Origin of the sequence: Liquorilactobacillus mali, assembly GCF_001437155.1 — a bacterium.
Lineage (GTDB): Bacteria > Bacillota > Bacilli > Lactobacillales > Lactobacillaceae > Liquorilactobacillus > Liquorilactobacillus mali_A.
In genome coordinates, this window is record NZ_JQAR01000004.1 from 81,186 (window position 1) to 103,899 (window position 22,714).

The window sequence follows — 22,714 nt, forward strand, 5'->3', positions numbered from 1 at the left end:
CATTTAGCTCAAGAGGGACTTTTTTATTATAAAAATCTAAAAAGGGAGAGAAGAAAATGAATAAGTTTCTAAAAGTGGGGATTCTTTTAGCTGTATCAAGTGTATTTTTAGTGTCTTGTGGCACCAAAAATGATTCAAGAACTAGTAATATAAATGGAGGGAAATTGGCAAATAGTCAAATACTAAATTGGACTGAAAGTTCAACATTGGCAACTGCAGATTTGGCAAAGGCCACAGATACGCTGAGTTTTAATGTCTTATTAAATACGCAAGAAGGATTATATCGTTTAGATAAGAGTGGAGTACCAAGAAATGCGTTAGCAACCAAAACTAAAATTTCAGATAACGGAAAGGTTTATACTTTTAATCTTCGGAAAGATGCTGAGTGGTCTAATGGTCAAAAGGTTACTGCAAAGGATTTTGTTTATTCATGGAGAAGAATAGTAAATCCAAAAACGGCTTCTCAGGATGCTTTTTATCTATATCAAGTGAAAAATGCCCAAGAAGTAAATAGTGGGAAAAAGTCGTTAGATACTTTAGGGATAAAGGCGATAGGAAACTATAAGCTTCAGGTAACTTTAACAAAACCAGTTAGTTATTTTAAAAAACTTCTCGCTTGGCCACTTTTCTTCCCAACTAATCAAAAAGCAGTAGAAAAATTTGGTTCAAAATATGGGACACAGGCAAAATATACTGTTTCTGATGGACCTTTCAAGTTGACAAAATGGACTGGTACAAATAAGAAATGGACTTTGGTGAAGAATAATAAATATTGGGACAAAAAGAATGTGCATTTAAAGAAAATTAATGAACTTGTAACTGAAAGCACAACGACGAGCTATGATTTGTATCAAGGTAAAAAAGTTGATGAAACTCTTCTGAGCGGTCAACAGGTGAAGAATAATCTAAACAATAAAAATTTTGTCAAACGCTTACCAACAGCAACTACAAGGCTTGATTTGAATCAAAACCAAGTAGCTGCATTTAAGAATTTGAACATTAGGAGAGCAATTTCACTTGCAATTAATAGAACAGCGCTAACGAATAAAGTTTTGGAAGATGGTTCAGTCCCGCTGAAGGGATTCGTACCATCTGGAATGGGCAATAATCCCAAAACAAAGGAAGCATTTAGTAGTGAAACGTATGTAAAGAAATCCGTAAGTTATAATTTAAAAGAAGCAAAAGCATTGTTAAAAAAGGGCTATAAAGAAACGGGGACTAAAAATCTTAAATTTACAATTGTTACTGCAGATACAGATAGCAGTAGACAGGCGGTGGAATATTTACAGAGTGCATTAGATGCTTTGCCAAATGTTTCAGTTGAAGTATCCACAATACCTTTTGTGCAGTTATTAGCAAAACAGAAGGCAGGCAATTATCAAGCAACAATTAAAACGTGGCAATCGGTTTTTGCAGATCCAATTAATTTCTTGGACGTTTATGAAAGTAATTCCTCTTACAATAATTCAGGTTGGGAGAATGAAAAGTATGATAAATTACTTGATGAAGCAGAAAATGTATATGGAAATTCACCGATGAAACGTTGGAACAAATTAGTTGAAGCGGAGAAGTTATTAATGGAAGAACAAGGAACAATTCCTTTGTATCAAGTTGCTAAATCTCAGTTACTACGTTCAAATGTAAAAAATGTGGTTTATAATCCTGCTGGTGTGCCATATGATTGGAAATCTGCATATATAGCAAGATAATGAAAGGTAGTTTATTATGATCGAAGATGAATATAATGATTTTATTGAAAAAAAATTCATTGAGTATGCTAAAGTAAATACGCGCTCTGATGAAGAAAGTAAGAAAATTCCAACAACAAGTGGTCAGGTTAAACTTGCTAAAATTATTGTCAATGATTTAAAAAGAATTGGTGTTGCTAATATTGTTTATGATCAAAATGATGGTTATGTAGTTGCTTCGCTGTCAGCTAATATTAAGGAAAATATTGATACAATTGGATTTATTGCACATTTAGATACAGCAAATTTTAAGTCAGAAAACATAAAGCCGATTGTTCATAGAAATTATGATGGAAATGATGTAGTTTTAAACGCTGGGAAGAAGATTACAATGAGCCTCGATGAGTTCCCAAATCTAAAGAATTATACGGGTCAAACATTAATTACCAGTGATGGAACAACTCTGTTAGGAGTTGATGATAAGGCTGGTATTATTGAGATTATCACGGCATTTAAATATCTGATAGCTCATCCAGATATTAAACATGGTGAGATTTTTGCAGCCTTTGGTCCAGATGAGGAAATCGGATATGGTGCGAAAAGATTTGACATTCGTAAATTTAAAGCAAGTTTTGCTTACACATTGGATAATGGACTTCCAGGACAAATTGAAGATGAAACTTTCAACGCCGCGCAAGCTAAAATTAGGGTTAAGGGAACATCAGTGCATCCAGGTGATGCTTTTGGAACAATGATCAATGCAACTACGATCGCGAATAAAATAATTACAGCCTTACCTGAAAATGAAGTTCCAGAAAAAAGTAAAGGCAGAGATGGATTCTTTTTGGTCACTGAAAGTAATACAACGGTGAGTGAGGCATATTTGAATATAATTATTAGAGATTTCGATGATAAAAAGTTTCTAATGAAAAAGGTACTTTTAAAAGACATTGTGGATAAAATTAATCAAAAATTTGATTATGAACGTGTTACTTTAGAGATGCAGGATCAATATCACAATATTAAAACTGATATTAATAAAACACCTTATATAATTGATTTGGTGAAAAGAGCATATACGAAGTTGGGGTTAAAGACAACTGTTCATCCTTTCAGGGGAGGAACTGATGGAAATGCAATTACTGAAAAAGGCATTCCTACCCCAAATTTGTTTAATGGAGGCGAAAATTTCCATGGACAGTATGAATTTATCACAGTTGAGGCTATGAAATTAACAGCGAACATGGTGGTTGAGATAATAAAAGAACACGTAATTTATTCCAATGAATAATTTAAAAAAGAATGGTATGATATAAGTCAGTAAAATTTGAACACTTGTGAGAAATTTTGATTAATAGAATATATATAATAGACCAAGCCAAATGTTAACTTTTTGACTTGGTCTATTATATTTGTATTATCGTATAAATTAACGCACAACAATAGAGATTTCAAATATCAAGATTATTGTGTCTAATACGATGAATGTAAGTTTATATGAATCTTTAAGATCTTTTAAGCAGTTGATAAAAAATTAAATTCCTGGATAAGCATACTCTAAGCGAGCGTTATTCTTAAGTTCCTTGATATTAGTTACGCCAGCAAGAAGCATTGTATTTAGCAGTTCTGTACGAAGCTGTTCCAAAACCGAAGTTACTCCTTTAGAGCCGCCAAAATGGAGCCCATAAAGAGGTGCACGTCCAATTGCTACTAGATCAGCCCCAAGTGCAAGAGCTTTGAAAACCTGTTGTCCACGCCTAATACCACTATCAAATACGATAGGAACGCGTTTGTTTACAGCCTCGGCGATTTCTGGAAGAGCCTTGATGGTTGAACGAATTCCATCCAGTTGACGTCCTCCCGTATTTGAAATCCAGATGCCATCTGCTCCATTCTCAATTGCACGAATTGCATCTTCACCAGATTGGATTCCTTTAATTAGAACAGGTAAGCCAGTTTGTTTTTTGATCTTAGTGATTTCTTCTGGTTTGATATCTCGTTTACGGTTGTTGACTTTTAAAATATCAAGGCCAGTGGGGTATTCAGGAAATGCAGCAAGCTGACGGAAAGGCAAATCAGGATCAAAATCAAAATGATTGCGAATATCACGTTCACGACGTCCAAAGCTTGCTCCAAAAACACCGACAACAATAGCTTTTGCCCCTTGTTGAACAGCTTCATTCAGCAGAAAGTCGTTCAGATGTTGATTCTGGTCAAAACTGAATTGATAAAACCAGGGAGCCGCTGGAGTTGATCCATGAATTGTTTTGAGTAGCTGATTACTGAAAGTTGAAATGGTCATTAAACTACCGGCATTATACGTACCTTTAAGCGTTCCTGATTCTGCCGAAGCGTGTACCAGACCATGTGCAGCACTTGGTGAAACAATAATTGGAGTCTTTAATTTTATGCCCAGAATTTCTGAGGTGGTATTACCTTTGCTTTCATCAAGTCCATGTATAACACTTGGTACAATTTCCCAGTTATCAAAATCACTGATATTATGATGAAGTGTATGCTCAGCACCGGCACCACCGACAATAAAATCAGCTTCTTTTTCATGCGCAGCAGCTGCCATTGACTTTTCGAATTCTCTTTCTAAATCTGGAATATTAATAATCTCAAGCTTCTTTTCGGCTGATCCTGTATTGTATGACATATTGACAACTCCTTTTTGATTTTAATTAGTAATTGTACTATTAAAGATAAGGTGCTTAAGAAAAATGGAGGTAAATGACAAGACTATGGGAGTTAAGTGACGCATAGCCAATCGTTATGTATGTTTTGAAAACTCAATATTAACACCCATAATCTCTCTATATAATATAGATTCTGGTAAGACACAAAAACGCCTCTTGCTTATGCAAGGGACGTTCTACCGTGGTACCACCCATATTCGTAATAAATATACTACCTCAAGGCACAAAAATGCCCGAGATTGTAACGTATCTCAACGTATTTTGAGCTTGCACTCTCAATATGACTCCGGATTCATCTTCAAAAGTTCGTTTAATCTGTCCTTTCACTATACGACAGTCGCTTAAATTTACTAGAACAGTCTACTCTTTCCATTTGCGTCTAAAATATTAAAACTACTAATTTATTCTGAGCTTATATTATATAAAAAGAAATGTCAACTAAATCTAAATCATTAAAATAAGAACAATGAGTTTTATGAGCGTTGAATTAGTGAAACAAAGATGAAGGGTGTAACTATTTCATGCTGGATTCTAAGGATAAAAACTTGTAAAAGTGTCTGTTGCTATTTTTTTTAATTTTTTTCTTGACAAAAGTAAAGATTCGATTAGAATGATACCTATAGTGTTAATAATCGAATGAAAACATCTTGAAGAGTAGAGTACAGAATTGAGTTTCTAAGAGAGCTTCTGGTTGGTGTGAAGAAGTGAAACAAGATATTTTGGAAGATGGACTCGGAATGGTGACGGTGAGTATTGAGCCGTTGACGTGGTTGCAGACGTTACAATTGCAGGATTGTTGCATAGTTTTCTAGAGGCTGTGCAGCGGTTCGCTGAGGTGATAATCTATTATCACAAACTAAGGTGGTACCACGACTAGCTCGTCCTTTTTATAGGACGGGTTTTTTTTATTTCGATTAAAAAATTATTGTGGGGGATAGAAAACAAAAAGTAAAAGGTAAAGAAAGACTGCATAATAAAAAAGTTTAAAAAATGAGGAGTGTATTCAATTATGAAAAAGAAAAATATTATTATTTGGGCAATCGTAGCAATTATAATTATTATTGCGGGATACTTTAGTTTTGGTGGAGGACAAAAGAAAGCTTCTAGCAAGACAGTTACCATTGGAATCATGTCAGGTGTTAAACAGGATGATGCAATTTGGAAGACAGTTGCTAAAACGGCTAAGTCAAAATACAACATTACTTTGAAATTCAAGAAATTCACTGATTACTCACAGCCTAACAAGGCTTTGACAAATGGTGATGTTGACCTCAATGCCTTCCAACATTATGCATTCTTAAATGCTTGGAACAAGGCTAACAAAACGAATATCGTAGCAATCGGTAAAACGTTCATTACACCAATTCGTTTATACTCTAACAAGGTAAAAAATGTTAAGGATATTCCAGATGGTGCAACAATTGCAGTACCTAACGATGCAACAAATGAGTCAAGAGCTTTGTATCTCTTAAAGAATGCAGGTTTGATCACCTTAAAGAATGATACTGACTTGGCAACAATTAAGACAATTGCTAAGAACCCAAAGCATTTGCAGATCAAAGAATTAGATGCTAGTCAGACAGCACGTTCATTATCAGATGTAACTGCAGCAGTTATCAATACCAACTATGCACAGGCAGCAAAAATTGATTACAAATCTGCAATTTATGTAGAACCAGTTAACAAGGACTCAGAACAATGGATTAATGTTATTGCAGCAAACAAAAAGGACAAGAACAACAAGGAATACAAAGAAGTTGTTAAATCTTTCCAAACAGCAGAGGTAAAGAAAGCAATCAAGGCTCAATATGGTACAGCTGAAATCCCTGCATGGGATATTAAATTAAAATAAGTACATTTGTTCATAGGCAGGAGGCTAAGAGTATATGGCTGTTGAAGCGATTAAATTAGAAAAAGTAAATGTTACATTCACGCAAAAAAATGAGAAAGTTGATGCCGTGAAGGATGTGACTCTGCATGTTGAAAAAGGAGATATATATGGAATTGTGGGCTATTCAGGTGCAGGTAAGTCAACATTGGTTCGAGTAATCAACTTGTTACAGCGTCCCACTTCTGGAAAGGTCGAAGTAAATGGCGAGATCTTGTATGAGAAAGATGCTTCTGGTGAGAAGATTATCAGTGATAAGAAGTTGCGTGCGAGAAGACGGAAAATAGGAATGATTTTTCAACACTTCAATCTGCTTAATGAACAAACTGTAATACAAAATGTTGCTTTTGCATTGAAACACAGTAATTTGAAAGAAAAACATATTTTGGAAAAGTCAAATAAATTATTAGATCTTGTCGGCCTGAGTGATAAAGCAGATGTATATCCGGCACAGCTTTCAGGGGGGCAACAGCAACGTGTTGCTATTGCAAGAGCATTGGCAAATGATCCAGATATTTTGATTTCAGATGAGGGTACTTCAGCACTTGACCCCAAAAATACAGTTCAAATTCTTGATTTATTAAAAGAAATTAATGAAAAATTGGGATTAACAGTCGTTTTAATTACCCATGAGATGGATGCCGTTAAGCGAATTGCTAATAAGGTAGCTGTGATGGAAGATGGACGAATTATCGAACGTGGTGATTTGATTTCTATTTTCACTAATGCTAAAGAAAAATTGACGCGTGAATTTTTGGGCGGCGGTTCTGCAAAAGCAATTGCTACTTTACAAGAATATGAACTTGGAAAATTAGCAGAAGATGAACATTTGGTGCAGCTCATTTATATGGGGTCAAAAGTTAGTGAACCGATTCTGATTAAACTTTATCGTGACTTTAATGTTGAGGCTAATATTATCTATAGTAATATCGAAGTTTTACGTGAGACCCCAATTGGCACGCTTTTCGTTGTTCTTAAGGGAACAGAGGACAGTCGTGTCAAAGCAATTGCTTACTTGAAGGAGCAAGGAGTTATTATAAAGGATGTTAAAGAACAGGATGTGAAGAAGAATGGCTGAACTATTTGCAAAGTATTTTCCTAATGTTATTTCCCAAGGCTGGAGTGGTGATGGAGGCTGGTTGACTGCCATTGGCGAGACCTTTTATATGATTTTTTGGCCAGCAATTTTTGGTGGATTACTAGGATTGTTCTTTGGAATCGGATTGGTTCTGACAGATACAGATGGAATTTTACCGAATAAAACATTTTTTGGAATATTTGATAAGATTGTATCCTTCTTTAGAGCTATTCCTTTTATCATTCTGTTGGCTTTCATAGCTCCTGTTACTAATTTCTTGGTTGGAACACAGATTGGTACGCTTGGTGCCTTGGTGCCACTTTCATTAGGACTATTCCCTTTCTATGCACGTCAGGTTCAGGTTGCTTTGAAGAGTGTCGATCACGGAATTATCGAAGCTGCACAATCAATAGGGGCAACCTTTTGGGATTTGGTCTTTGATGTCTATCTGAGAGAGGCACGTTCAGAATTGATCCGAGTTACTACTGTAACAATGATTAGTTTAGTTGGGTTAACCGCGATGGCTGGTGCAGTTGGTGCAGGTGGTCTTGGTAATATGGCGATTGCCTATGGCTATGGACGCTTTGCAAATGACATCACGTTTGTAGCTACCTTTTTGGTGTTAGTTATTGTGCTGGTTATCCAGCTGCTTGGTGACTTCTTAGCCAAAATATTCAACCATAAGGCAGTCTAGTTTTGGAATAAATGGTTCACTTTTAGGAGTTATAAATTTAGTGTAACTAAATACTTCATATACTATGAATTGTAATAAAAATAAAAAGAGTTGTGACCAGACTGATATTTGGTCCAGCTCTTTTTTATACTCAAGTGAAACAGAATAGCTTGTGATGATGAATGTTAGTAAAAATTAAAAATTTGACAATTATATTACGGTATCATTACAAGCACGTGTTTTGATTGTGACAATCTTTTTTCTTTAGTAAAATGATAATAGGTTATGCATGCGGAGGTGCTTGCGATGAGTTCGTTAGATAAAACAATGTATTTTGACTTTGGTGATAACCACCAGAAGGATGTACATGAAACTTTAGTGACTGTATACAAAGCTTTAGAAGAAAAGGGTTATAATCCAATTAATCAAATAGTAGGATATCTTCTTTCGGGGGATCCTGCATATATTCCAAGACTTAATGATGCACGTAATCTGATTAGAAAACATGAACGTGATGAGATCGTTGAGGAATTAGTTCGTTCCTATCTGCACAAGGAGGACAAGAAGTGACGAGATTAATGGGACTTGACGTTGGTTCTAAGACCGTTGGTATTGCAATCAGCGACTTGCTTGGATGGACAGCGCAAGGAATTGAGATTATTCCTATAGATGAAGATAATGAAGAATTTGGAATTGAACGTGTGAAAGAACTGGTTCAACAATATGAAATCAGCGGTTTTGTGGTAGGATTGCCAAAAAATATGAATAATACTTCTGGACCAAGAGTTGAGGCATCGAAAAAATACGGTGAGTTACTCAAAGAAACGTTTGGATTACCAATTGATTTTCAAGATGAGCGACTTACGACTGTCGCTGCAGAAAGAATGTTAGTTGAACAAGCAGATACATCGCGCAAGAAGAGGAAAAAAGTAATTGATAAGTTAGCAGCGGGTCTGATTTTGCAAAACTATTTAGACAAAAAGGGTCCTCTTCTACAGAATTAATAAAAATTATGAATATGAGGTATTACATGATGAATGATAATGACAACCTAATGACTTTAGTTGATGAACATGGAAATGAAACATTGTACGAGGTATTGTTTACCTTTGAGTCGGATGATTACGGCAAGTCATATATCTTGTTAATCCCTGCTGGGGCACAGCCAGAGGAACAAGTTGACGTTTTGGCATTCTCATTTGATCCAAATGAAGACGGGGAAGCTGTCGATGCAGAGTTACATGATATTGAAAATGATGATGAGTGGGATATGGTTGAAGGTGTACTCGATACATTTTTGAACGATGAAAATATGCAATAGTCAATGTAGATTTATTTTGACATTATGTTGTTAGTTGAATTCTTGGGGGCTGGGTCGAAAGATATATTTTGACTCATTCCCCATGTTTTAGCCTTGTACTATTCAAATTAATGAGGTATTAGTTGGTAAAAAGTTTGAGTATCAACTTCAATTATTAACCTATGTTGGCTTTTTAAGAGATTACCGCAATAAAGATTTTGTTTTTTACTAAGATAATTGACAATGACACAGATTTTTAGTGATAGTATGCTAAAATTAACGTCAGATAATCCAATATGGGAGGGGTTATAAGAATGTCTGATGAAAAGCGCCGGTTTAGGGCAAAAATTGCCGGTGATGACTATACTATTATCGGAAATAGTACAGACGAACATATGGATACAGTAGTGAGCCTTGTTGAAGAACAATTCGAAGAGATTCAAAGGCTGATGCCAGGCCTAAGTAAGGAACGTGCTGCTGTTTTATTGGCAATTAATGCCGTTTCAGATCAATTATATAAAGAAGAAGAGATTGAAAAGTTGCAAGCGTTGCTAGACTCAAGAGGAAAGTAGGTGATTTGATGATATTATCTGTAGTCCTTATTGTGATATTATTTTTTGCTTTCATCCATGGAATGCACCGAGGATTAATATTAATGCTGCTGAATTTAGTTGGATTAGTATTATTGTTTTTCATTGCGCATAGTTTTGCAGGAACAGTCGGTGGTTGGCTGCAGCAATTGGTAGAATCTTTCAATCAGAGTTCTGCAACGTGGAGCGCAGATCAAGGAACACTAAGTGGCAGTTCAACCTTTTACTATGGGTTAGCATATTGGTTGATTATGCTCATAGGTGGTTTTGTAATTTATCGAATAATCAGAACCTTTAATTTGGTGAAGAAGATTCCTGTAATTGGACAGCTTAATGCTTTAGCAGGTGGAGCAGTTTCAATTATATTAACTTATTTGATTATGTTTGCAGCTTTGATTGTAATGCAGTCCTGGCCAACTACAAGTGTTAGAGAGACAGTTTCCGAATCAGGTGTGGCTCAATTTATTTTGGAAAAGACACCTGTAATGTCACAGAATCTAAAGGATTGGCTGCAGGAAAATGATAGTAGTGTATAGGGGGAAGTTTTGTGAACAGTAAAACTTTGAAGACACTAGAGTTTGCAAAAGTCAAAAACAATCTATTGCCTTTTATAAGTACTCCAATGGGGGAGAAACAAGTAGCAACACTTGAACCGAGTAGTGATATAGCAGAAATTAAACAACGAATTGCACAAACGAGAGACGGTGCAGATATTCTGAGAATGAAGGGTGCAATTCCTGTCCCCAAGTTGCTGGATATTTCACAGTCATTAAAGCGACTAGACATTGATGCCAGTTTAAATGGTAAAGAATTAGCAGCCGTCAGTAAAGTTTTGCGTGCAACAAACGAAGTTAGAAGATTTTTTGTGAAACTCGATGATGAGGCAATCGAATTAGCTTCGCTGGATGAACTAGCTGCGGATTTACAAGTTTTGCCCGAAGTCAATAAGCGTTTATTAACCTCAATTGAGGGCGATGGTCACGTAACAGATGAAGCTTCAACTGCTCTGGCTGGTATTAGACGTTCAATTGCAGCGATTGAGGGTCAGTTGAGAGATCAATTAAATGTGCTGGTTCACGGCAACTCATCCAAGTATTTAAGTGATGCAGTTATTACTATTAGAAATGACAGATATGTAATTCCAGTTAAGCAGGAATATCGCAGTCACTTTGGTGGTGTCGTGCATGACCAAAGTGCTTCAGGTCAAACGGTTTTTGTTGAACCTAAACAAATTGTAGAATTGAATAATCGTTTGAAACAACAGCAGTCAAATGAAAAAGAAGAAGTTGCACGAATATTACGGGAACTTTCGCAATTGATTGCACCTTATACAACAGAAATTCGCCAAAATGTATATCTTTTGGGTGTTTTTGATTTTGTAAATGCCAAGGCACAGTATGCTGCACAAATTAAAGCAACGGAACCATTACTTTCAACTGAAAATAAGGTTTATTTACGGCAAGTGTGGCATCCATTGCTTGATATGAAAGCAGCAGTGAGAAACGACATTATGTTAGGCGATGACTACAGAGCAATTGTCGTCACAGGGCCGAACACGGGTGGGAAAACAATTACATTGAAAACACTCGGGTTAGTTCAGCTTATGGGACAAGCGGGTCTTTTTATCCCAGCCTTTGAAGAAAGTCGTATTGGAATTTTTGACAATATTTTCGCGGATATTGGGGATGAACAGTCAATTGAACAAAGTCTAAGTACTTTTTCATCGCATATGACTAACATCGTTTCAATTTTGTCCGAAATTGATGATAAATCACTGATTTTATTTGATGAATTGGGAGCCGGTACAGATCCACAAGAGGGTGCAGCACTTGCGATTTCAATTCTTGATTATGTTGGTTCTAAGAGTAGTTATGTAATGGCGACAACTCATTATCCAGAACTTAAGGCCTATGGATATGAGCGTCCACAGACCATCAATGCCAGCATGGAATTTGATATAGAAAGCTTGAAACCGACTTATCATTTGTTATTAGGAATCCCGGGCCGCAGCAATGCATTAGATATTTCTAAGAAGTTAGGGCTGGATGATGTCATCATAATGCAGGCAAAACAATTAACTGCAGGACAAAATCAAGATTTAAATGACATGATCCAAGATTTGGTTGCCAAAAGGCATCAGGTTGAAGAAGAGTCAATAGAATTACACAAAAATCTGGAAGAATCACGGAAACTTCACGATGACTTGGAAAAAAAATATGATGAATTTGTAAATCAACGTGAGAACTTGCTTGATAATGCAAGAAGAAAAGGTAATGAAATTGTCGAACAAGCAGCCAAAAAGTCCGAAGAAATTATCGCGGAATTACGTAAAATGAGGTTGAATGCGGGAACGACTATCAAAGAAGATAAGCTGATCTCTGCGAAAGCGCGTTTGAATGCACTTGAGCAACCTACTAATTTAAAGAAGAATAGGGTTTTGCGTCGCGCAAAGAAGAAACAAATCTTGAAGCCAAATGATGACGTACTTGTGAAATCATATGGACAACGTGGCGTATTGCTACGAAAGGCTGGCAATCATGAATGGGAAGTCCAGCTAGGTATTCTCAAGATGAAGGTCGCAGAGGGTGACTTGGAGAAAGTCAAGGTTGAAGAAAATAAGAGAACGGCAATTAGAACAAGTGTTAAATCAGCTAATGCAACACATGTATCCCCGACCTTGGATTTACGGGGGGAACGCTATGAAGAGGCACTGGTGAAAGTCGATCGATACTTAGATGCCGCCGTTTTGGCAGGCTATTCAACTGTAACAATTGTCCATGGTAAGGGTACTGGAGCACTAAGACAAGGTATTACTGATTTTCTGTCGCAAAGTCGAGCAGTGAAGAGTTTTAAATTTGCTGCACCCAACGCGGGTGGAAATGGTGCAACTGTGGTATATTTTAAATAGTAGAGCAGAAATATTGATTTTTTTGTATAATCTGGTATCATTTACTTACGAAAGGATAGTAGGAGGCGGTTTAATTGATTAAAGAATTAACAGATTCAACATTTGAAAAGGAAACTAGTACAGGTGTTACATTGACCGATTTTTGGGCAACATGGTGTGGTCCTTGTCGGATGCAGTCACCAGTTGTAGAACAGTTAGCGGAAGAAATGGGAGATAAAGTAACTTTCGCCAAGGTTGATGTTGATCAAAATCAGGCAACAGCAAGTGAATTTGGAATTATGAGTATCCCTACGCTATTGATTAAGAAAGATGGCCAAGTCGTTGATACTTTGGTTGGTTATCATCCAAAGGAAAGATTACAGGCTAAGCTAGAACAATATATTTAATAGACGTTAATAAGAAATGCAAGAAGTCATTTGACTTTTTGTATTTTTTTTATATAATAATTATATAAACAATATTATACGTCATATAATATTGTTAGATGTAAAGCTAGTGGAGGTCAAACTATGAAAATAAAAATATCAGCAGATTTGCTGGATGGAATGGTTCTGGCATTACTGGCCCAAAAGGATTATTACGGTTATGCATTAACGCAAGATATGCAAGCTGCGATTGCTATTTCGGAATCAACGATGTATCCAGTTCTACGCCGCCTGCAAAAAGATGGTTTTTTAACAACTTATGATCAACCTTATCAGGGAAGAAATCGGCGTTATTATCAAATTACAGATAAGGGAATTGAGCATCTTCAGGATGTTAAGAAGATGTGGGAAAGTTATAAGTTAAGTTTGGATCAAATCTTTTTTGGGGGAAAGGGAGGAAATATGAATGGATAGTCAAAGATATCTGGAGGAATTGAGTAAGCTGTTAAGTAGTTTATCAAAAGATGAGGTTGAAGCAGCAGTGGACTTTTATTCTGAATTTATTTCTGATGCGGGGCTTACGACAAGGAGTGAAATTGAAACACGATTAGGAACACCAAAACAGTTGGCACGTAAGATAATGGCTGATCATTCAGTTAGAATGGATGATGAAAATGAAGAAAAGGTTAAACCCGCACGTATAAACTCAAAAATGATTTGGTTGATAGTTTTAGTAATATTGTCATCGCCAATGACACTTGGGCTTGGTGGAGGCCTTTTGATCGCATTAGTAGCAGTTATTTTCTCAGTAATACTTATGGTTGTTGTCATATTTGCTGGTTTGATCGTTGGAATGGCCGTTACGCTTTATGTTGGTATTTCATTGCTGTTTCAGAGTCTAAATACCGGACTTTTTTACATTGGCATTTTCCTGATGTTTTTGGGACTCTTGCTGGTGTTATTACCGATTACTTATTGGATCTGTCGTGTTATCTTGCAATGTATAGCTGATTTTGCACGATACTTGTACAAAAAATTCAGAAGTAAACAGGATGGTGGCAAATAAAAATGAAGAAAACAATAATTGCGGGATTTTTTATTTTGATGATTGGAATCCTCTTTACTGGGTATGGGTATATGAAGAAAGGTGCTAACCCATTATACATTGATGATTGGAAGCCCAAAGTATTAACAAAAGTAGCAAGCAAGAAAGTCTTATCGAAAAATGTTAGTTTTAAAAAAATAAATATTAAAGATACCACAGATGATATTGTGATTACTAGAGGTTCACATTATCAAGTCAGCTATCAAGGGATTAAAGGATTTCAACCAAGTGTTTCGCTTTCCAATGGAAGTTTAAATATTCGGCAAAAAAAGAGTTTGAATAACCTCATTAGTATTTCAAACATAAACGAAGGTGGTCAAAAAGTGATAATTACAATTCCCAAAACAGTTACGTTACAAGACATTAGCGCAAACGTCACTGAAGGGGATATGGATATTCAAAATATTAAGACTCAAAAAATAGAAGTTAAAAGTATTGATGGTGATATTAGTATCATAAACATGACTGCAGATAGCCTTAAGATATATAATGAAAATGGGGATATTGAGATAGGGGCACAAAGTAAGATTACTGAGGGGTCATTCTCATTAGTAAATGGCGACCTAACCGCGCATGAGAGTAGTTTCAGCAATGCTAATATGACTAACTCATACGGTGATATTGAACTTCTTAATTCAACTGTTAATGGTGGACAAGTCAAACTTACTGAAGGTGATTTTGAGGGTAAAAAGCTTGGTGTAACCGGCAAATTCAGTGTTACTAATAGAGATGGCGATAATACGATATCACTCTCAAATAGCAGTAACATAGGATATTTGATGAGTACTAGTGATGGAGATAATACTTTATTTGGAAAAGATGTTGGGAGTCAAGTGACAGAAAAAACTAATCTAGTGAATCAAATCGAGTTAACGAATGAATCTGGAGATAACGAAATAAATTAAGGTGGGGATAAATGATGAAAAATAAGAAATTAATGAAGTCAAAAGATAAGGTGCTTTCAGGAGTGCTAGGCGGGGTTGCAGAATATTTAGATTTAGATAAAGCACTCGTGCGGATTATTGGTGCAATTCTAATAATTTTTCCGGGTCAATTGATTATTGGAATAGTTATTTATATTATTGCAGCAGTGGTTATGCCAGAAGATGATGGCAGTAATCATTCGGATGACAATGTTGTTGAGGGCGAGTTTCGAGACAAATAAAGTTTAGTAGGCATGATACAGTGTATCTAAAAAATAAAAAAGGAGCGTGACAAAGTTTGCATTTTTGCACCGCTTCTTTTTTGTGGAGCTAGGCGTGAACATTTTGTACTTTAGACAGGTATTAGTTTATTTTTTTACAGAAATATTACAAAATTAAACTGATTTTACAAATTCTTTAAGAAATCTTATGCGAAAATCACTTGTAACAACTTACAAGAAATGTAATCATTGTAGTTATATAAATGTGAATTAATTGCGAATTAATTGTGAATTTTATATGAGTCTAAAATTATTAATAATCAAGGGATTTGGGGGGATTTTGTTTGAAAGAGTTTAGTAATATGCTGATTAAAAACGAAGTTACAAAATTTCTTTTTAAAACTGTTTTTTATGCAGTTATTATAATGGGCTTAGTGTACTTATTTAGTTATAGCGGCATGACTGGTCCGCACTTTATTTATAACGAGTTTTAAAGGGGGATGGTTTAAATCGTGAATATTATTCAACAAATCGACAAATGGTCCGAAATAATACCAGGTGCAACTGTTTATGATTATCTGGGTGATAGGAGAACATATTCAGAGTTGAGAAAGATGTCGGATTCTTTAGCTCAGAAATTAATAGATTTAGAATTACCCAAAAAAGCACCCATTTTGGTATTTGGGGGACAAACTTTTGAGATGCTGGTTTCTTTTTTAGCCATAGTAAAAGCGGGTCACTCATATGTACCGTTAGATTGTGAATCGCCAAATGAAAGAATTATACAAATTGCCGAAATAGCAAAACCTGCTGCATGTATTGCTGTTGAAAAGCTACCAGTAAAAATAGACGGTCTCACTATATTGGATAGCGAAGAACTGGCAGAGGTCTTTGCTGGGGAGGAAAGAGAGTTTGATGCCACTGAATATCAGGTTAGTGGTGATGATATCTTCTACACGATCTTTACTTCAGGGACTACTGGTGTACCAAAGGGAGTACAAATAAGTGCTAATAATCTACAAAGTTTCTTGAATTGGATGAAGAGCGATTTTGGAATTACAGCTGGAAAGACATTTTTGGCACAGCCAGCATACTCATTTGATCTATCAGTGATGTCTATTTATCCTGCATTAACACAAGGCGGAAAATTGACAGTATTACCAAAGAAGGTAACTGCTAACTTTAAAGATCTGTTTGAACTGCTGCCAAAACTTAAACTAAATATTTGGGTCTCAACACCTTCATTCATGGATATTTGCTTGCTTGATAAGCATTTCAATGAAGATAATTATCCCACAATAACACACTTCTTATTTTGTGGGGAAGAATTAACACATGAAGCAGCAAAGAAGTTGAATGAGCGCTTTCCAAATGCAAGTATTTATAATACGTATGGCCCGACCGAGGCCACAGTTGCTGTCAGTCAAGTTCTAATTGACGAGAATATTCTTGCAGATTATCCAAGACTACCAATTGGAGTTGCTAAGGAAGACACTGAATTATTGATTGTGGATGAGGATTTGCATGAAGTACCAAACGGGACATCAGGTGAACTGCTGATCATCGGTCCAAGTGTTTCCATAGGTTATTTGAATAATCCTGAAAAAACACGGCAAGCATTTATCAATTATAAAGGAAGACATGCTTACCGGACTGGTGATTTAGCCGAAGTTGATAATCAGGGTCAATTGTTATATCACGGCAGAATTGATTTTCAGGTGAAGCTCCACGGTTTCAGGATCGAACTTGAGGAAGTCGATCAACACTTGAATCAAGTTTCATTGGTTAAGCAGGCTACATGTGCAACTAAGTATGACGCAAATCATAAGGCTACGCAGATTGTTGCCTATGTAGTACCAGAGCCAAATGATTATAAATCAGAATTTGCGTTGACAAAGGCAATCAAAAAAGAACTAACGACTTTGATGATGCCGTACATGATTCCACAAAAATATGTTTACGTGGAGTCGCTACCACTTACCAATAATGGCAAAGTTGATCGTAAGAAGATTCTGAATGAGGTCAATAGCTAATGATTAATATGCAGCCGTATCAAAATCCAACATATTTTATGTTGATAGCATTGACGTTATTACCAATAGTTATTGCAAATCTATATGAAAAGAAGATTTATTGGTATCAAACACTTATTTCTTTTGGTTTCCTGTTGTTATCCTTTGGAGGAATAAAGTGGCATCAAGGAATTGCCTTGATTGTCTATGTCATTTTTGAAATATTTCTAATTAAGCTGTATTTCAATTACAGGTCAAAGTCTAACAATTCGTGGATATTTTATTTGACTGTTTTTGTAGCTATTATCCCCTTGATAATTGTTAAAGTTACACCTGCAATTTATGGTGGACAAGTCTCAATTATCGGTTTTTTGGGAATAAGTTATATTACTTTCAAGATTGTCGGAATGATTATGGAGATTCGTGATGGGGCAATTAAGGAATTTAAATTGGGGCAAACGATTCAATTTTTGCTGTTCTTTCCAACTATTTCTTCAGGACCAATCGACCGATATCGTCGATTTGTTGGGGATTACGATAACCAGCTTTCGCGCGAAAAATATTTGGATTTACTTGAAAAGGGAGTTTGGTATATTTTTCTGGGTTTCCTCTATAAATTCTTTATAGCATACTTTTTTGGCACACTTTTGATGCCGCAGGTTGCTCAAAATGCACTGACTCGTGGGGGAATATCTTGGTGGCTTGTTGCTTACATGTATGTCTATTCAATGGATTTGTTTTTTGATTTTGCAGGGTATAGTTTGTTTGCAGTTGGGACAAGTTATATTATGGGAATCGCTACTCCAATGAACTTCAACAGGCCATTTGCTGCCGCAAACATTAAGGAATTCTGGAATAGATGGCACATGTCATTATCATTTTGGTTTAGAGATTACATTTATATGCGGTTAGTATTTTTCATAATGAAGAATAAATTAATAAAGAGCCGCATAACAATCGCGAACCTAGGCTACTTAACATTATTTCTGATAATGGGATTCTGGCATGGGATAACTTGGTACTACATAGTCTATGGCCTGTTCCATGCGTGTGCAATCATTACTTGTGATGCATGGTTGCGCTTTAAGAAGAAACATCGGCAACAAATTCCAAGCAATCGTTTTACGAAAGCTTTTGCTATCTTTCTGACATTCAACACAGTTTGTTTTAGTTTCTTGATTTTCTCAGGTTTCTTGAACACAATGATGTTTCATCATATTATGAAATAAAAAGGGGAGTTTTTTAAATGAAAGAAAAAATTATTGAAATTTTGCAAGACTTGACCGGAAGTGAAGAAGTTGCTACTAATCTTGACCTCAATCTCTTTGATACAGGACTGATCGATTCAATGGCAACAGTTCAACTATTACTTGAATTGCAAACACAATGTGGGGTCGATGTACCAGTCTCAGAATTTGAGCGCAGTGAATGGGAGACACCTAACAAGATTATTGCGAAAGTTGAATCATTAAAGGCATGAGCATGTTCAAAAGATTATTCTTGATTTTTGGACCAGTTGTGTGTGCAGCCATAATCGTTCTCGGTTTCTTATTCTCCCCATTCAGGCCAGATAAAATCTCACAGAGTACGATTCAAAAGGCTGCTCTTTCTCAGTCACCACAAGTTTTTAAGGGGATGGCTGTTAAACGTGCGGCTTTTAAGGAAAACTACGTTCCTTTTTTTGGATCATCAGAGCTTTCAAGAATAGATGCACTTCATCCATCAGTACTGGCACAAAAGTATCATCGCAGTTATCGTCCTTTTTTGTTGGGGACTGCAGGAACTCAATCGATAACTCAGTTTTGGCAGATGCAGGGCTTTGGTAACGAATTAAATAATAAAAAAGCTGTGTTTATTATTTCACCGCAATGGTTTGTTAAAGGGGGAATTAATGCTGCAGCATTCAATTATTTTTATCCTCGTCCGGAAATTGTGAATTGGTTGCTGAAGGCAAAACCAACAACTGAGAACAGATATGCAGCTGAAAGATTATTGGCGCTTAATCCTAAAGATTCTACGGATGAAATTGATGATAGTGTCTTAAGGATTGCCGCTGGTCAACGGTTAACTAATTTTCAGAAAACATATCTGCACTTAGTAAAAAATGAATTAGATCATGAAGATCAATTATTTTCAACAGTTTCGCTAAATAACAGAGAAGCGTTGATTAGGAAAAGAGAAAAAGAACTGCCTAAAGTTTATAATAAAGCTAAACTTGACAGGATAGGGTATGCACTTGGTAAGGCAAATACAACCAACAACTCATTGGATATTGATAATAATTTTTGGAAACACAAATTAAAACCGGTCTACAAAAAGTTGGCGGGAGAACAAAAAAACTTTAGTTATATCAAATCTGTCGAATATTCAGATTTTCAGCTTGTATTAAACGAATTTGCAAAGCATCATATAAATGTTTTGTTTATTATCCCACCAATAAATGAGAAGTGGGCAAATTATACTGGTTTATCAATGTCGATGATTCAAGCATTTGATGACAAAATTACGTATCAACTGAAGTCTCAAGGATTCACACATATTGCAAATTTAACTAACTCTGGGACAAAACCTTACTTTATGCAAGACACAATTCATCTTGGATGGAGAGGATGGCTAGCTGTCGACCAATATGTAAATCCTTTCTTGACGAAGAAACAGGCGAAGCCGCAATATAAAATGAATAATTATTTTTATACAAAGAAATGGCAAAATTTGGATTACTAATTTTAATTGGATCCTTTTTACCAAGTAAAAAAGAGACTTTTGCAAAATAATGATTTTGCGAAAGTCTCTTTTTTGGAATGATTTTTAAAGTGAAGAACAGTTTTTCTATAAATAATAAAAACCTAAGTGCAAATTATTCAGAAAAATGAAGTGGATTCTTTTCAGGAATCAACGCGATATCAATTGGATCATCAGGATCTAATTGAACTAAAAGCGAAACAATGCTGCTCCTTTTTTTGATATCTTTAATAATAGCTTCACACACGAAACCACTTTGCAGTTGAATTGTTTCTGCAAGAAAGCCGGTTTCCAATAAGAAGTCAGCTTGTTTGCTAACTTCATTGCGCAACTGAACAACTTCACCCGATAATTCAAAGAGTTGTTGCTTTTTATTACTCTTAACTCGTTTTAAGTTTCCCCAGCCAGCTTTAGCAAAGAAGACCGTCAAATCATCATCTTTAGCAAGGTATATTTCACGTGCTAATCGCTTTCCTGCCCAATAAAGAATATTATGATTATCCCCAATTAGTTCGGGAACTAAGATGTCACGCATAACTTCATAACCAAGGGTATTTGCTAACTCCTTTTTTTGTGACAGTTCTAAATACTTATTTACGTCCATGACGACTCTCCTTTAATTCAATCTACCATCTAATTATACATTGAAATGCCTAAGAAAGTTGTAACTAATTTAAAATTTAAATAATAGTGAAGACTTTTGCTACTAACAAGGTTTATCTGTATAATTAATGAAGAAAACAACATTATTTAATTGTGGGGTTTGTTATGAAAAAAATATTGATAGCAACAAAAAATGAAGGAAAGGCTCGTGAATTCAGGGCTTTTTTTGAACCAAAAGGTTTCAGGGTTGAGACTCTAAATGAATTAAAGGAAATACCAGAGATTATTGAAGATGGACAAACCTTTGAAGAAAATGCCTTGATTAAGGCACAGTCACTGACAGATGTGCTGCAGACTGTTGTGGTGGCTGATGATTCTGGATTGATGGTAGATGCACTTGGCGGTGAGCCAGGCATTTATTCTGCACGCTATGCAGGTGATCATGACGATAGTGCTAATAACAAGAAGTTACTTGAGAAGTTGAAGGATGTTCCTGATGAAAAGAGGACTGCAACATTTCATACTTCATTAGTCGTTACCCGTATTGGGAAGAAACCACTTGTGGTTAATGGAGATGTTAAAGGAAAAATTCTGAAAAAATTACAGGGCAATGATGGTTTTGGGTATGATCCATTATTTTATTTACCCGAACTTGACAAGACTTTCGCAGAACTAACACCTGCTGAAAAGAACAAGGTTAGTCATCGCGGGCGAGCAATCAAGAAATTAAGTGAAAAATTTGATGATTGGTGGGTTAAAGAATAATGGGTGAGAAAATACTAGTAGTTAGTGATAGTCATGGAGATCGTGATATTTTAGTAAAGCTCTTGGAAAAGTATAAGGGACATGTCAGTGCAATGTTTCATTGTGGTGACTCAGAGCTCGAACCAGACGATGAGTTGTTCAATGATTTTCATGTGGTAATTGGAAATTGTGATTATGATACTAGATTTGCAAAGAAAATAATTGTAAAAGTTGGTTCAGAAACTGTTTTGCTGACCCATGGACATCTATATGGTGTAAATAGTGGCTTGAATAGCTTGAATCTCTTGGCACAGGAAAACGGAGCAACAATTGCATTATTCGGCCATACACACCTCTTAGGTGCAGAGATGAACAATGGCTGTTTATTCCTTAACCCAGGCAGTATTAGTTTCCCAAGGGGGAAATACAGCTACATAGGCGGAACCTATGCGCTGATTGATGCTGATGCTCAAAAGCTGCATGTACAATTCTATAACCGCGCTTTTGAACCTGTTCCTGACTTAGCAGTTGATTATAAAAGATGTTAGGTTGAGAAATGAATACAGATTTGAGAAAATTGTATATTAGATTATTGAAATGGAGCGTAACTACAGTTTTCTTCATGGTTTCACGTCAATTTGTCAATAGTCAGATATTTGACATTGTTATAATTTTCTGTGTCTGTTATTGCATCATTATTTTTATGTTCTGTTGCTATCTTCAATTTTTCGGTAAAAAATAGTGTTGACATTACTCAAAATGAATGTATAATAATAAGAGTATTTTGCCCGTTGGTCAAATTGGTTAAGACGTCGCCCTCTCAAGGCGGAGTTACGGGTTCGATCCCCGTACGGGCGATATGTTGAAGCAAAATACGTGTCCATCATTTAATTAGGATGGACTTTTATTTTGCGGAAGCAGAACCAGTTTTCTTGTCCTTCAATGACATTATGTATATATTGACAAGTAAATGAATAAGTATTACTATTAAATAGTTATTTTTAATTCATTGGGCATTCGCCAAATTGGTAAGGCAGCGGACTCTGAATCCGCAATGTACTGGTTCGAGTCCAGTATGCCCAATTGTAAGTGTATAAACACCGTTATCTAAGTTTAAAAGCCTAGTATAACGGTGTTTTTTTGTTATCCATGTTCAACGGAAATCAACTAATTAT

Annotated in this window: 25 protein-coding genes, 2 tRNA genes and 1 other annotated feature; of the genes, 25 read left to right on the plus strand and 2 right to left on the minus strand. The window is 35.8% G+C overall.

The window, feature by feature from the left end:
* Window positions 1–56: 56 nt before the first annotated feature.
* Together IV36_RS03060 and pepT are read left to right on the plus strand one after the other, a co-directional pair.
* Entirely contained in the window at window positions 57–1,709 is a 1,653-nt protein-coding gene (locus tag IV36_RS03060; RefSeq protein WP_056990736.1) for a peptide ABC transporter substrate-binding protein, read from the plus strand.
* Between the two features lie 16 nt (window positions 1,710–1,725).
* The gene (gene pepT / locus IV36_RS03065) at window positions 1,726–2,979 is read left to right on the plus strand and encodes a peptidase T (RefSeq protein WP_056990737.1); all 1,254 of its coding nucleotides are present in this window, start codon (window positions 1,726–1,728) and stop codon (window positions 2,977–2,979) included.
* A gap of 243 nt (window positions 2,980–3,222) precedes the next feature.
* On the opposite strand, the gene IV36_RS03070 is transcribed toward pepT, so the two are convergent.
* Window positions 3,223–4,347, minus strand: a complete 1,125-nt coding sequence (locus IV36_RS03070) for an alpha-hydroxy-acid oxidizing protein (RefSeq protein WP_056990738.1) — start codon at window positions 4,345–4,347, stop codon at window positions 3,223–3,225.
* 678 nt (window positions 4,348–5,025) lie between these two features.
* Window positions 5,026–5,276 (plus strand) — a binding site (T-box leader).
* A gap of 120 nt (window positions 5,277–5,396) precedes the next feature.
* On the opposite strand from IV36_RS03070, the gene IV36_RS03075 reads away from it, so the two are divergent.
* From IV36_RS03075 to dltD, 19 genes are all read left to right on the plus strand, one after another.
* The gene (locus tag IV36_RS03075; RefSeq protein WP_056990739.1) at window positions 5,397–6,239 is read left to right on the plus strand and encodes a MetQ/NlpA family ABC transporter substrate-binding protein; all 843 of its coding nucleotides are present in this window, start codon (window positions 5,397–5,399) and stop codon (window positions 6,237–6,239) included.
* 34 nt (window positions 6,240–6,273) lie between these two features.
* Window positions 6,274–7,353, plus strand: coding sequence for a methionine ABC transporter ATP-binding protein (locus tag IV36_RS03080; protein WP_056990740.1), 1,080 nt, complete (start codon window positions 6,274–6,276; stop codon window positions 7,351–7,353).
* Window positions 7,346–8,047, plus strand: a complete 702-nt coding sequence (locus IV36_RS03085) for a methionine ABC transporter permease (RefSeq protein ID WP_056990741.1) — start codon at window positions 7,346–7,348, stop codon at window positions 8,045–8,047. The genes IV36_RS03080 and IV36_RS03085 overlap by 8 nt, the downstream gene beginning before the upstream one ends.
* 285 nt (window positions 8,048–8,332) lie before the next feature.
* The gene (locus tag IV36_RS03090) at window positions 8,333–8,596 is read left to right on the plus strand and encodes an IreB family regulatory phosphoprotein (protein WP_003688226.1); all 264 of its coding nucleotides are present in this window, start codon (window positions 8,333–8,335) and stop codon (window positions 8,594–8,596) included.
* Window positions 8,593–9,030, plus strand: coding sequence for a Holliday junction resolvase RuvX (gene ruvX / locus IV36_RS03095; protein WP_003688224.1), 438 nt, complete (start codon window positions 8,593–8,595; stop codon window positions 9,028–9,030). The genes IV36_RS03090 and ruvX overlap by 4 nt, the downstream gene beginning before the upstream one ends.
* A 29-nt stretch (window positions 9,031–9,059) precedes the next feature.
* Window positions 9,060–9,347 (plus strand): DUF1292 domain-containing protein, encoded by a 288-nt coding sequence (locus IV36_RS03100; protein WP_082623698.1) that lies wholly within the window; start codon window positions 9,060–9,062, stop codon window positions 9,345–9,347.
* A 293-nt stretch (window positions 9,348–9,640) separates the two neighbouring features.
* On the plus strand, window positions 9,641–9,898 hold the full coding sequence (gene zapA / locus IV36_RS03105) for a cell division protein ZapA (RefSeq protein WP_003688220.1): 258 nt from the start codon (window positions 9,641–9,643) through the stop codon (window positions 9,896–9,898).
* A gap of 8 nt (window positions 9,899–9,906) precedes the next feature.
* Complete coding sequence (locus IV36_RS03110; RefSeq protein ID WP_010077690.1) at window positions 9,907–10,452, plus strand: CvpA family protein; 546 nt, start codon at window positions 9,907–9,909, stop codon at window positions 10,450–10,452.
* Window positions 10,453–10,463: 11 nt separating this feature from the next.
* The gene (locus IV36_RS03115) at window positions 10,464–12,824 is read left to right on the plus strand and encodes an endonuclease MutS2 (protein WP_056990743.1); all 2,361 of its coding nucleotides are present in this window, start codon (window positions 10,464–10,466) and stop codon (window positions 12,822–12,824) included.
* A gap of 74 nt (window positions 12,825–12,898) precedes the next feature.
* Complete coding sequence (gene trxA, locus IV36_RS03120; RefSeq protein ID WP_003688214.1) at window positions 12,899–13,210, plus strand: thioredoxin; 312 nt, start codon at window positions 12,899–12,901, stop codon at window positions 13,208–13,210.
* A gap of 123 nt (window positions 13,211–13,333) precedes the next feature.
* Window positions 13,334–13,663: a PadR family transcriptional regulator gene (locus IV36_RS03125; RefSeq protein ID WP_056990744.1), complete on the plus strand. Its 330-nt coding sequence runs from the start codon at window positions 13,334–13,336 to the stop codon at window positions 13,661–13,663.
* The gene (locus tag IV36_RS03130) at window positions 13,656–14,255 is read left to right on the plus strand and encodes a DUF1700 domain-containing protein (RefSeq protein WP_056990745.1); all 600 of its coding nucleotides are present in this window, start codon (window positions 13,656–13,658) and stop codon (window positions 14,253–14,255) included. The genes IV36_RS03125 and IV36_RS03130 overlap by 8 nt, the downstream gene beginning before the upstream one ends.
* Before the next feature lie 2 nt (window positions 14,256–14,257).
* Entirely contained in the window at window positions 14,258–15,199 is a 942-nt protein-coding gene (locus IV36_RS03135) for a DUF4097 family beta strand repeat-containing protein (protein ID WP_056990746.1), read from the plus strand.
* A gap of 14 nt (window positions 15,200–15,213) precedes the next feature.
* Window positions 15,214–15,459, plus strand: a complete 246-nt coding sequence (locus tag IV36_RS03140; protein WP_003688206.1) for a PspC domain-containing protein — start codon at window positions 15,214–15,216, stop codon at window positions 15,457–15,459.
* A 323-nt stretch (window positions 15,460–15,782) separates the two neighbouring features.
* Window positions 15,783–15,932 carry a teichoic acid D-Ala incorporation-associated protein DltX gene (locus IV36_RS03145; RefSeq protein ID WP_003688204.1) on the plus strand — a complete coding sequence of 50 codons (150 nt, stop codon included), beginning with the start codon at window positions 15,783–15,785 and terminating at the stop codon, window positions 15,930–15,932.
* Window positions 15,933–15,950: 18 nt separating this feature from the next.
* Window positions 15,951–17,471: a D-alanine--poly(phosphoribitol) ligase subunit DltA gene (dltA, locus tag IV36_RS03150; RefSeq protein ID WP_056990747.1), complete on the plus strand. Its 1,521-nt coding sequence runs from the start codon at window positions 15,951–15,953 to the stop codon at window positions 17,469–17,471.
* Window positions 17,471–18,679: a D-alanyl-lipoteichoic acid biosynthesis protein DltB gene (dltB, locus tag IV36_RS03155; RefSeq protein ID WP_056990748.1), complete on the plus strand. Its 1,209-nt coding sequence runs from the start codon at window positions 17,471–17,473 to the stop codon at window positions 18,677–18,679. The genes dltA and dltB overlap by 1 nt, the downstream gene beginning before the upstream one ends.
* A 17-nt stretch (window positions 18,680–18,696) precedes the next feature.
* On the plus strand, window positions 18,697–18,930 hold the full coding sequence (gene dltC, locus IV36_RS03160; RefSeq protein ID WP_056990749.1) for a D-alanine--poly(phosphoribitol) ligase subunit DltC: 234 nt from the start codon (window positions 18,697–18,699) through the stop codon (window positions 18,928–18,930).
* Window positions 18,927–20,174, plus strand: coding sequence for a D-alanyl-lipoteichoic acid biosynthesis protein DltD (gene dltD, locus IV36_RS03165; RefSeq protein ID WP_056990750.1), 1,248 nt, complete (start codon window positions 18,927–18,929; stop codon window positions 20,172–20,174). The genes dltC and dltD overlap by 4 nt, the downstream gene beginning before the upstream one ends.
* Window positions 20,175–20,307: 133 nt before the next feature.
* On the opposite strand, the gene IV36_RS03170 is transcribed toward dltD, so the two are convergent.
* Window positions 20,308–20,796 carry a YslB family protein gene (locus IV36_RS03170; RefSeq protein ID WP_056990751.1) on the minus strand — a complete coding sequence of 163 codons (489 nt, stop codon included), beginning with the start codon at window positions 20,794–20,796 and terminating at the stop codon, window positions 20,308–20,310.
* A 164-nt stretch (window positions 20,797–20,960) separates the two neighbouring features.
* Here IV36_RS03170 and IV36_RS03175 point away from each other — a divergent pair, with 164 nt between their 5' ends.
* The 4 genes from IV36_RS03175 to IV36_RS03190 all read left to right on the plus strand — a co-directional run bounded on the left by IV36_RS03175 (window position 20,961) and on the right by IV36_RS03190 (window position 22,622).
* Window positions 20,961–21,560, plus strand: a complete 600-nt coding sequence (locus IV36_RS03175) for an XTP/dITP diphosphatase (protein ID WP_056990752.1) — start codon at window positions 20,961–20,963, stop codon at window positions 21,558–21,560.
* Entirely contained in the window at window positions 21,560–22,087 is a 528-nt protein-coding gene (locus tag IV36_RS03180) for a metallophosphoesterase (RefSeq protein ID WP_056990753.1), read from the plus strand. Before IV36_RS03175 ends, IV36_RS03180 begins: the two co-directional genes overlap by 1 nt.
* 237 nt (window positions 22,088–22,324) lie before the next feature.
* A tRNA-Glu gene (locus IV36_RS03185) sits at window positions 22,325–22,397 on the plus strand.
* 152 nt (window positions 22,398–22,549) lie between these two features.
* Window positions 22,550–22,622, plus strand: a tRNA-Gln gene (locus IV36_RS03190).
* Window positions 22,623–22,714 lie beyond the last annotated feature (92 nt).